The following is a 10,199-nucleotide window of genomic DNA, read 5'->3' as shown; positions in this document are numbered from 1 at the left end:
GGTAACCCACGAATCTCGTGAGCGAGGCCCCGGCCCGCAACCGCCTCACGACGAGCCGGTCACGCCATACCGTCTAGCCTGCTCGGTCGTCGCGGCTGCGGCGGCTGCCCGCGCCCCGCGCCCGGACGGCGCGCTCCAGGTCGTCGAGCTGCTCGAGCAGGCAGCGGCGCAGGCCGGCTGCCGCGTCGTCGTGCTCGGCGAGCCACCGGCGTGTGCGGGCGACCACCGGGTGCTCCTCGACCGCTCCCGCGGGACCGTCCACCCAGTCCGGGTACAGGCCCTGGACCAGGCGCTCGGCGATCTCGATCGAGCGGCCGGACCACAGCTGCGGCAGCAGCTCGAAGTACGGCTCGACGTAGGTGTCCAGCAGGTCGGCGTGCAACGGCTGGGTGAGGCCGTCGAGGACGGCGTCCACCTCGTCGTTCGACAGGGCGCTCTCCCCCGGGTGCGCCGGACCACCCGGCTCGGGCAGGCCGAGCGCCGCCCAGGCTCGCGCCTTGACGGCGGCGTCGGGACGGCCGACCAGGGCGGCCCGGTGCGCCAGCCTCGTGGTGGCCGTGTCCTCCTGCGCCAGCTCCGCGTCGAGCTCGGCCTCGCCGGCGGCCCCGACGGCGGCGAGGGCCTGCCACAGCGACCACCGCAGGTCCGGGTCGAGCCGCAGACCAGCAACCTCGCCCGCGAGCACCTCCCGCACCTGGGACGCGGCCTCGGGCGCCCGAGCGGCGGCGCCCGCGAAGGCCCGCGCCCAGACCAGCTGGAGCCCGGACCCGGCCGTGCAGCGACCCAGCTGCGCGAACGTCTCGGCGGCGAGCAGCCCGCGGGCGCCGGACCGCTGGTCCACGGGCAGGTAGTGCTCGACGGCGCTCGTCGCGTGGGCGAGGAGGTCCCGGACGATCCCGATCTCCGTCTCGGTGGGCAGCTGGGACACGACGGCGTCGAGGAACGCGGCGGCCGGCAGCACGCCGTCGCGCGTGGCGTTCCACAGCGCGGACCACAGCACGGCACGGGACAGTGGCTCGGTGATGGTGCCGGCCGCCCGCAGCGCCGTCGCCGTGCTCCGCCCGTCGAGGCGGATCTTGGCGTAGGTGAGGTCGTCGTCGTTGACGAGGACGAGGTCGGGGACGGGGATGCCGGCCGCGTCGGGGACCTCCGTGACGGAGCCGGACACCTCGGTCTCGAGCCGGTGCGTCCGGACCAGGGTGCCGTCGTCGTCGGTGGTGTAGCACCCGAGGACGAGCCGGTGGTCGCGCAGGGTGCCGCCGTCGTCGTCCTGGCGGACCCTCAGTGTCGTGACCCTGCCGCCGGCGCTGTCCAGCTCGGTGGTGAGCGTCGAGGGGCCGGAGGTCTGCAGCCACTGGCGGCTCCAGGCCGACAGGTCGCGGCCCGACGCCTCCTCCAGCACCGTGAGCAGGTCGGGCAGCGACGTGCTGGCGTAGGCGTGGCGGCGGAAGTAGGCACGGGCGCCGGACAGGAACGCCTCCTCGCCGACGAAGGCGACGAGCTGCTTGAGCACCGAGGCGCCCTTGGCATAGGTGATGCCGTCGAAGTTCTGCTTCGCGGCCTCGAGGTCGGGGATGTCGGCGACGACGGGGTGGGTGGTCGGCAGCTGGTCCTGCCGGTAGGCCCACGCCTTGCGCCGCAGCGCGAAGCTCGTCCAGGCACTCGTGAATCGGGTCGCTGTCGCGGTGGCGTGGGTGCCCATGTAGTCGGCGAAGGACTCCTTGAGCCACAGGTCGTCCCACCAGCGCATGGTGGCGAGGTCGCCGAACCACATGTGGGCCATCTCGTGGAGGATCGTCGTCGCGCGCGCCTCGCGCTGCGCCTCGGTGGCCTGGGACCGGAAGAGGTAGGCCTCGGTGAAGGTCACCAGGCCCGGGTTCTCCATCGCGCCGAGGTTGTACTCGGGCACGAGCACCTGGTCGTACTTCCCCCACGGGTAGGGGTAGGCGAACGCGTCGTGGAACAGGTCCAGGCCCTGGCGGGTGACCTCGAGGAACTCCTCGGCGTCGAGGTAGGGCGCCAGCGAGGCCCGGCACCACAGCCCGAGCGGCACGTCCAGCCCGCCACCGTCGGGCAGCTCGCGCGACCAGTGGCTCTCCTCCCGGTGGTACGGGCCGGCGACGACGGCGGTGATGTAGGTGGACAACGGTGGGGTCGGGGAGAAGACCCAGGTGCGCGACCCGTCGTCGTTGTCGGTCACGGTCTCCGCCGCGGAGTTGGAGAGCACGTGCCACTCGGCCGGTGCCGTGACGACGAAGCCGTAGGGCGCCTTGAGGTCGGGCTGCTCGCAGCAGGCGAAGACCCGGCGCGCGTCGGCCGGCTCGTACTGGGTGTAGAGGTAGGTCTCGCCGTCCACCGGGTCGACGAACCGGTGCAGCCCCTCCCCCGTCCGCGAGTACGCACCCTCACCGCGCACGACGACGGTCGACTCGCCGCCGTCGGTCCGCAGACCGTCCACGGTCACGCGTCCGTCGCTGAGGCGCACCTCCCGCTCCTGGCCGTCGACGACGACGGCGTGCACCCGCGGGCCGAGGAAGTCGAGCCACGTCGCGGGGGCGGTGCTCGTCAGCCGCAGGGTGCTCGTCGTCGGGAAGGTCGCCGTGCCCGGGTCGCGGGCGGCCCGGAGGTCGAGCTCGACGGTGACGGCGTGGACGGTCAGCCGCGCGGCGCGCGCGCGGGTCTCGGCGCGGGTCAGGTTGCTCACCGGAGGAGCAAAGCACGTCCGCGGCGGCGTTCACCAACCGTCTGCCGACGCGAGTCTCGGCCCACCGGTGAGAGGCTGGGTGCATGGCCACCGAGATCCGCGTGACCTCCTCCGTCATCCTGCGGGAGGAGGAGCTGGCCTGGCGCTTCTCCCGCTCCTCGGGTCCCGGCGGGCAGGGGGTCAACACCACCGACTCCCGCGTGGAGCTCACCGTCGACCTCGCCGAGACGTCCGCGCTGGACGAGCGCCAGCGGGCCCGGGTGCTCGAGGCCCTGGCGGGACGGCTCGTCGACGGCCGGCTCACGGTCGCGGCGAGCGAGCACCGGTCCCAGCTGCGCAACCGGCAGGCCGCCGCCGAGCGGCTGGCCCAGCTGCTGCGTGAGGCGCTCGCTCCCCCGCCGCCCCGACGGCGCGCGACCACACCCTCACGTGGCGCGCGACGCCGCCGCGCCGAGGCCAAGACGCGCCGCAGCCAGGTCAAGGACCTACGCCGCCGCCCGACGGACTGAGGGCTCGCTCGCAGCCGGCACGGCGTCCTCGAGCGCCAGGGGTGCCGGCAGCGGCGCGGTGCCCGTGCGCCTCACCGGGACCGGTGCGACGTCCTCGGGCGGTGGGGCCGCCGCACCACGTGCTGGCCCGGCGGTGTGCCGGGAGGGGCGCGACCGGCGGGACCGGCCCCAGGCACGGGTGAGGCGCTCACGACGGTGGTCGGTCTCGACCCTGACCTGCTCCCAGGTCTGGACGATCATGGTGCTCCTTCGTGGTCCGGTACTCGGGTGGGGGGACGGGGTGTGAGGGCCGACTCCGCCTGCCGCTGGAGGCCGTCGAGCACCTCCGTGCGGGACGGCGGTACGCCGACGTCGATGACCACGGTGCCGGCCCCGGCGCTGACGGCGAAGCGGAAGAAGCTGCAGCAGCGCGTCTCCCGGGCGGCGAGCTCACGGGCGGTCGCCTCGACGCCAGGGCCGCTGCACAGCGCGAGCCGCAGGTGACGGTCTCCCGTCCGCCGCACCTCGCGCAGGGACGCGGCGAACAGGGTGGCGAACTCCGTCACGCGCAGCGGCTGCTCCGGGGTGGGCAGGGTGCAGGCGTCGGCGGGCACCCAGGTGGGCGCGGTGCTCATGGTGGCTCCACTCGTGCGGGATGGTGTCGTCCCCCTGGCGTTCACCGCCGGTGCACGACGGTCACCGGGCCTTCACAACGTGTGGCCCACGGCATATCGTCGACGGCAGGCGGCTCAACGACGAGCCGCCTCCGGGACCACCGGCAGATCGAGACACGAAGGAGTCCTCGTTCATGACCACAGAGACCGACCTCGCGAGGGACACCGCCAGCGCCGCTTCGGACGTCTACGCCGCCCCCGGCACCGAGGGGGCGCTGATGAGCTACGAGAAGCGCTACGACAACTACATCGGGGGCCGGTGGGTGCCGCCGGTCAAGGGGCAGTACTTCGGCAACCCGAGCCCGGTGGACGGCAAGGTGTTCACCGAGGTCGCCCGGAGCACGGCGGAGGACATCGAGCTCGCGCTGGACGCCGCCCACGCGGCGGCACCCGGCTGGGGCCGGACGTCGGTGGCCGAGCGCGCGCTCATCCTCCACCGCATCGCCGACCGCATGGAGGAGAACCTCGAGCGCCTCGCCGTCGCGGAGACCTGGGAGAACGGCAAGCCGGTCCGGGAGACCCTCAACGCCGACCTCCCGCTCGCGATCGACCACTTCCGCTACTTCGCCGGTGCGCTGCGCGCCCAGCAGGGCGGGATCTCCCAGCTCGACGAGGACACCGTCGCCTATCACTTCCACGAGCCGCTGGGCGTCGTCGGCCAGATCATCCCGTGGAACTTCCCCATCCTCATGGCCACGTGGAAGCTCGCGCCGGCCCTGGCCGCGGGGAACGCCGTCGTGCTCAAGCCGGCCGAGCAGACCCCGTCCTCAATCCTCTACCTCATGACCCTGATCGGGGACCTGCTGCCCGACGGCGTGCTCAACATCGTCAACGGCTTCGGCCTCGAGGCCGGCAAGCCGCTCGCGTCCAACCCGCGCATCGCCAAGATCGCCTTCACCGGTGAGACGACCACCGGCCGGCTGATCATGCAGTACGCGACCCAGAACATCATCCCGGTGACCCTCGAGCTCGGCGGCAAGTCCCCCAACCTCTTCTTCCCCGACGTCATGGCGGCGGATGACGAGTACCTCGACAAGGCCCTCGAGGGCTTCACGATGTTCGCCCTCAACCAGGGCGAGGTGTGCACCTGCCCGTCCCGCGCCCTCATCCACGAGTCCATCTACGACGAGTTCATGGCCAGGGCGCTGCCGCGCGTGCAGGCCGTCAAGCGGGGCCACCCGCTGGACCCGGCGACGATGGTGGGCGCGCAGGCCTCCTCCGACCAGTTCGAGAAGATCAGGAGCTACCTCGACATCGGCCGCCAGGAGGGCGCCGAGGTGCTCATCGGCGGCGACGTCGACTCGGTCGACGGGCTCGACGGCGGCTTCTACATCCAGCCGACGGTCTTCAAGGGCCACAACAAGATGCGGGTCTTCCAGGAGGAGATCTTTGGTCCCGTCCTGTCCGTGACGACGTTCAAGGACTTCGACGACGCGATCGAGATCGCCAACGACACCCTCTACGGCCTCGGCGCCGGGGTGTGGAGCCGCAGCGCCGACACGATGTACCGCGCCGGGCGCGCCATCCAGGCCGGCCGCGTGTGGACGAACACCTACCACCAGTACCCGGCGCACGCGGCGTTCGGTGGGTACAAGCAGTCGGGCATCGGCCGGGAGAACCACCTCATGATGCTCGAGCACTACCAGCAGACGAAGAACCTCCTCGTCTCCTACGCTCCTGGAGCGCAGGGCTTCTTCTAGACCGCAGGCGGACCGGGGCCGGCGCATGGCCGGTCCCGGTCCCACGCCCCGAGGAGGGACGATGGACGTCATGGTGCCCCGCGTCGCGGCGCTGCCCGCCGCCATGGAGCTGCTCGACCGTCTGCACGACCAGCACGGCCCGCTGATGATGCACCAGTCCGGTGGCTGCTGCGACGGGTCCTCCCCCATGTGCTACCCGCAGGGCGAGTTCATCGTCGGGGACCGCGAGGTGCTCCTCGGAGTGCTGGACCTGCGGCTGTTCACCGGGCAGGTCCGTCCCGACGCGCCGGAGGACGCCGACGGCGTGCCGGTGTGGATCTCCGCGCAGCAGTTCGACGCGTGGCAGCACACTCAGCTCGTCCTGGACGTCGTGCCCGGTCGCGGTGCCGGGTTCAGCCTCGAGGGTCCGGAGGGCGTGCGCTTCCTCACCCGCTCCCGGGTGTTCAACGAGTCCGAGGTTCGGGCCCTCGCGCAGCAGCCCGTCCTCACCGGGGCGGACTGGGACACCGGTGCCCGGCCACCGGCCGCCACCCGCCCCCAGGTGGTCACCGACGTGGCGGACGCCTGCGCGATCCCCGGCGGCTGAGCCCTGCGCGCCCCAGTACGCTCGCAACCATGACTGTCTTCGCTGTCGAGTACACCTACGACCCCGCCCGCACGGATGACCTCGCCACCCTGCGCCCCGAGCACCGCGAGTTCCTCACCGGCCTCCTCGAGCAGGGCTCGCTCCTCGCGTCGGGTCCGTGGCTGGACAACGCGGCTCCCGGCGCGCTGCTGCTCGTCGTCGCGGAGGACCTCGACGCCGCGCAGCGCCTGCTCGACGACGACCCCTTCCACCGCGCCCACCTCGTCGCCAGGCGGACGCTGCGGCCGTGGAACCCGGTCATCGGTCCCTTCACCGAGCACGCGTCGCAGTAGCCGACGGCGTCTGTTACTGCTGGATCCATGGACGAACTCTGGCCCGTACTCAAGTGGATCATCGCGGTCGCGGTCTCGGGCACCGCGGTCGTGCTCGTGCTCCTCGCCGTCAACCTCGGCATCACCCGGCTGGGACGGCGCACGCCGACCGTGCTCCAGTCGTGGCTGCGCGTCCGCCGGCCCCTGGCCGCGCTGCTCCTGGCGATCTCGCTGCGGATCGCCTTCGCGGCGACCGCCGAGGCATCGACCTTCCGGGACGTCGGCCTGCACGTCCTCCTCATCGCGATCATCGTCGCCGCGGTGTGGTTCATCGCCACGCTCGTGCTCGCCTGGCTCGACCACACCCAGCGGCGGGTGGTCGCCCGCAAGTCCGACGACGACCGTGGACGACGGCGCGCCCAGACCCAGATGGTGCTCGTCCGGCGCGTCGTCAACGCGGTCTTCGTCATCATCGGCGCCGCCCTCGTCCTCCTCACCTTCCCGGGTGTCGAGCGCGTCGGGGCGACGATCCTCGCCTCCGCCGGCCTGCTGAGCGTCGTCGCCGGCATCGCCGCACAGAGCAGCCTGAGCAACCTCTTCGCCGGGCTCCAGCTGGCCTTCACCGACGCGATCCGGATCGGCGACATCGTCGAGGTGGACGGCACGTGGAGCACGATCGAGGACATCACGCTGTCCTACGTCGTGCTGAGCATCTGGGACGAGCGCCACAAGGTGCTGCCCTCGACCTACTTCACCACCGAGCCCTTCATCAACTGGAGCCGCACGGGCGACACGGTCACCGGCGTCGTGTACTTCGAGCTCGACTGGCGCACCGACTTCGCCGGGATGCGCGCCGAGCTCACCCGGTTCGTCTCCGAGCACCCCGCGTGGGACGGACGCGCCCAGTCGGTCGTCGTCACCGATGCCGTCGGCGGCCACGTGACCGTGCGCGCCCTCGTCACGACGAAGAACGCCGACAACGACTGGGTGCTCCGGTGCGCGGTGCGTGAGCACCTCATCGTGTGGCTGCGGGAGCACAACCCCGAGGCGCTGCCGGTGCGCAGGGTCTCGATGCCCCCGTACGCGGAGCAGGTGGCGGCCGCCGAGGACTGACCGCCCGTCCTGAGCTACCCACGCGCCCGTCCCTTCGTCTGGGTCGTCGCGGGGGCGGTCGTCGGGTCCTCCGGCCACGGGTGCTTCGGGTAGCGGCCACGCAGCTCGGCACGGACCTGCGGGTAGCCGGTACGCCAGAACCCGGCGAGGTCGGCGGTGACGGCGGCCGGGCGCCGCGCGGGTGAGAGGAGCTCGATCACGAGCGGCACGCGGCCACCTGCGAGGGCGGGGGCCCCGCGCCACCCGAAGACCTCCTGGATGCGCACGGCGAGCGTCGGCCTGCCCGGGTCGGAGTAGTCGATCCGCAGCGCGGAGCCGGTCGGCACGGTGACGCGCTCCGGCGCCAGCTCCTCCAGCCGCGCGGCGTCCGGCCACGGCAGCAGCCGGCGCAGCGCCGTCGTCGTGTCGACCCGGGCCAGCGCCCGCGGACCGCGTACCCCCGCGAGGTCGGGGCCGAGCCAGTCCTGGACGTGCTCGAGGAGGGCGTCGTCGGAGACGTCGGGCCAGGGCGGGCCGAGCGCCGCGTGGAGGAAGGCCAGGCGCTGCCGCAGGGCGAGCGCTGCCGCCGGCCAGGGCACCAGACCGAGGCCGTCGGCACGCAGCCCGTCCTGGACCGCCGCGGCGACGAGGTCGACGGGCGGTCGTGCGAGCGGCTCGGCGGACAGCTCGATCGCCCCGAGCCGGACCACCCGACGGCTGATGAGGTGGCCGTCGCGCCAGGCGACGTCGTCCACGGTGCGGAGCAGGGGGGCGCCGGCCTCCCGGGCGGTGGCCTCGTCGACCGGTGCGGCCCCGCGGATGAGCGCGTCGGTCTGGCCCGGTGAGCGGGTCGCGTCGGCGACGGCGAGCCACTCGCTGCCGGCGAGGGCTCCCCCGGTGAGGCGGGCACCGGCACCGCCGGCGAGCAGGTACCGGTCGGACCCCGGCCGCCTCCGCGCGATCCGGTCCGGGTGGGCGAGCGCGGTGACGTACCCGACGGCGAGGTCGAGGTCCAGCCGCTCGCCCGACCGCCGGCGCGGCCCGCCGGAGCGGGTCGCGGAGAGGTGGCGCTCCCACCTGTCCGCCTCCCGTCGCCACGCGCCGGCGCGGCCCGCGGCGCGGAGCCGGCGGAGGGTGGCCGTGAGGTCGACGTCCGACGACCCGCCGTCGTCGGAGAGCAGTGCGACGACCTCGGCAGCGGTCCGCGGCCCGACGACGTCGGCTCCGTCGAGCAGGGCACGCGCCAGGCGTGGGTCGGTCCCCACCTCGGCGATCTCCCGACCGCGCCCGGTGACCGACCCGTCCGGTGCCAGGGCGCCGAGGTCGGTGAGGACGGCGTGGGCCGCGGCGGCGGCGGCCGCGGGCGGCGGGTCGAGGAGCGCCAGGCCGCTGCCGCCCGGGGCGCCCCACAGGGCGAGCTCGAGCATGGGCCCGGTGAGGTCGCCGGTGAGGATCTCCGGCTGGGGCTGACGGGCGAGCTGGGCGTGCTCGCCGGCCGACCAGCACCGGTAGACCGTCCCGGGCCCCTGCCGGCCCGCGCGGCCTGCCCGCTGCTCGGCCCCCGCCTGGCTGACACGTCGGGTGACGAGCCCGGCCAGCCCGCGGTGGTGGTCGGTGCGCGGCTCGCGCGCGAGCCCGGCGTCGACGACGACCCGCACGCCCGGGACGGTGAGGGAGGACTCGGCCACCGACGTCGACACCACGACCCGCCGCCCGGGTCCCTGCCGCAGGGCACGGTCCTGCTCGGCGCCGGGGAGGCGGCCGTGGAGCGGCAGCACGTCCACCTCCCGGCTGCTCGCCCTGACCCTGGTCGCGACGTCGTCGACCTCACGAGCGCCCGGGAGGAAGACGAGGACGTCGCCGTCCTGCTCGCGCAGCGCGCGCCCGACGACGTCGGCGACGTGGCCGAGGAAGGCCGGGCTGGTCCCGTGCGGGGTGAGCTGCGGAGCCGTGCGCGGGGGCGGGCACCACACGGTCGTCACGGGGTGGAGCGCGCCGGGCACGGTGACGACCTCGGTGGCGGGCCCGAGCAGCGCCGCCACGCGCCCGGCCTCGACGGTGGCGGACATGGCGACGAGGGCGAGGTCCTCCCGCAGGGCGGAACGGGCCTCCACGAGCATCGCGAGCAGCAGGTCGGAGTCGATCTGCCGTTCGTGGACCTCGTCGAGGACGACGGCGCGGACCCCCGGCAGCTCCGGGTCCCGCTGGACGCGACGCAACAGGGTGCCGGCTGTGACGAACTCCACCAGCGTGCCCGCGTTCGACCTCCGTTCGCCCCGGACCGCGAAGCCGGACACCTGCCCCACGGGCTGGCCGAGGAGCTCCGCCAGGCGCCGGGCTGCCGCCCGGGCCGCGATCCGCCGGGGCTGGGTCACCACCACCCGGCCGCCGAGGGCGACGGCCAGCGCGGGCGGCACGAGCGTCGTCTTCCCGCTGCCCGGCGGGGACTGCAGCACGGCGGCGCCGGCCGCGGACACCGCCCGCTCGAGCCCTGCCAGGCCGCGGACCACGGGGAGGTCCGGCGGGTCGGCGAGGAGGACGGAGAGGTCGCGGAGGGGCACGGGACCAGTGTGCCGTCACGCGACGGGGCGGGGCGTGCTCGCGGCCGCCCGCCGTGCCGACCGGCGAGTGCCGGGCCAGACTG

General features: G+C 74.0%; 9 protein-coding genes. 5 read left to right on the top strand and 4 right to left on the bottom strand.

All coding sequences use genetic code 11. The features are described from left to right. Positions 1–73 precede the first annotated feature (73 nt). On the bottom strand, positions 74–2,704 hold the full coding sequence (gene pepN, locus VR894_RS13605; protein WP_324652374.1) for an aminopeptidase N: 2,631 nt from the start codon (positions 2,702–2,704) through the stop codon (positions 74–76). Between the two features lie 83 nt (positions 2,705–2,787). Here pepN and arfB point away from each other — a divergent pair, with 83 nt between their 5' ends. Beyond that, positions 2,788–3,213: an alternative ribosome rescue aminoacyl-tRNA hydrolase ArfB gene (arfB, locus tag VR894_RS13600; protein ID WP_324652372.1), complete on the top strand. Its 426-nt coding sequence runs from the start codon at positions 2,788–2,790 to the stop codon at positions 3,211–3,213. Here the strand turns inward: arfB and VR894_RS13595 are convergent. Beyond that, complete coding sequence (locus tag VR894_RS13595) at positions 3,190–3,453, bottom strand: hypothetical protein (protein ID WP_324652370.1); 264 nt, start codon at positions 3,451–3,453, stop codon at positions 3,190–3,192. The two genes, arfB and VR894_RS13595, sit on opposite strands and share 24 nt — an antisense overlap. Further along, positions 3,450–3,827: a hypothetical protein gene (locus tag VR894_RS13590; RefSeq protein ID WP_324652369.1), complete on the bottom strand. Its 378-nt coding sequence runs from the start codon at positions 3,825–3,827 to the stop codon at positions 3,450–3,452. The genes VR894_RS13595 and VR894_RS13590 overlap by 4 nt, the downstream gene beginning before the upstream one ends. 173 nt (positions 3,828–4,000) lie before the next feature. Between VR894_RS13590 and adh the strand changes: the two genes are divergently transcribed. The 4 genes from adh to VR894_RS13570 all read left to right on the top strand — a co-directional run bounded on the left by adh (position 4,001) and on the right by VR894_RS13570 (position 7,576). Beyond that, on the top strand, positions 4,001–5,566 hold the full coding sequence (gene adh, locus VR894_RS13585; protein ID WP_324652368.1) for an aldehyde dehydrogenase: 1,566 nt from the start codon (positions 4,001–4,003) through the stop codon (positions 5,564–5,566). Between the two features lie 61 nt (positions 5,567–5,627). Further along, positions 5,628–6,152, top strand: a complete 525-nt coding sequence (locus tag VR894_RS13580) for a DUF779 domain-containing protein (RefSeq protein WP_324652366.1) — start codon at positions 5,628–5,630, stop codon at positions 6,150–6,152. Positions 6,153–6,181: 29 nt separating this feature from the next. Beyond that, positions 6,182–6,484: a YciI family protein gene (locus VR894_RS13575; protein ID WP_324652364.1), complete on the top strand. Its 303-nt coding sequence runs from the start codon at positions 6,182–6,184 to the stop codon at positions 6,482–6,484. A gap of 27 nt (positions 6,485–6,511) precedes the next feature. Further along, positions 6,512–7,576: a mechanosensitive ion channel family protein gene (locus VR894_RS13570; protein ID WP_324652363.1), complete on the top strand. Its 1,065-nt coding sequence runs from the start codon at positions 6,512–6,514 to the stop codon at positions 7,574–7,576. A 14-nt stretch (positions 7,577–7,590) separates the two neighbouring features. Here VR894_RS13570 and hrpB read toward each other — a convergent pair whose 3' ends face one another. After that, a complete protein-coding gene (gene hrpB / locus VR894_RS13565; protein WP_324652362.1) occupies positions 7,591–10,116 on the bottom strand; it encodes an ATP-dependent helicase HrpB in 2,526 nt (841 codons plus the stop codon). Between the last annotated feature and the right edge of the window lie 83 nt (positions 10,117–10,199).

Origin of the sequence: Georgenia sp. H159 (assembly GCF_035607575.1) — a bacterium.
In the GTDB taxonomy this organism is placed as follows: domain Bacteria; phylum Actinomycetota; class Actinomycetes; order Actinomycetales; family Actinomycetaceae; genus Oceanitalea.
This window is presented reverse-complemented; position numbering and strand designations above follow the sequence as displayed.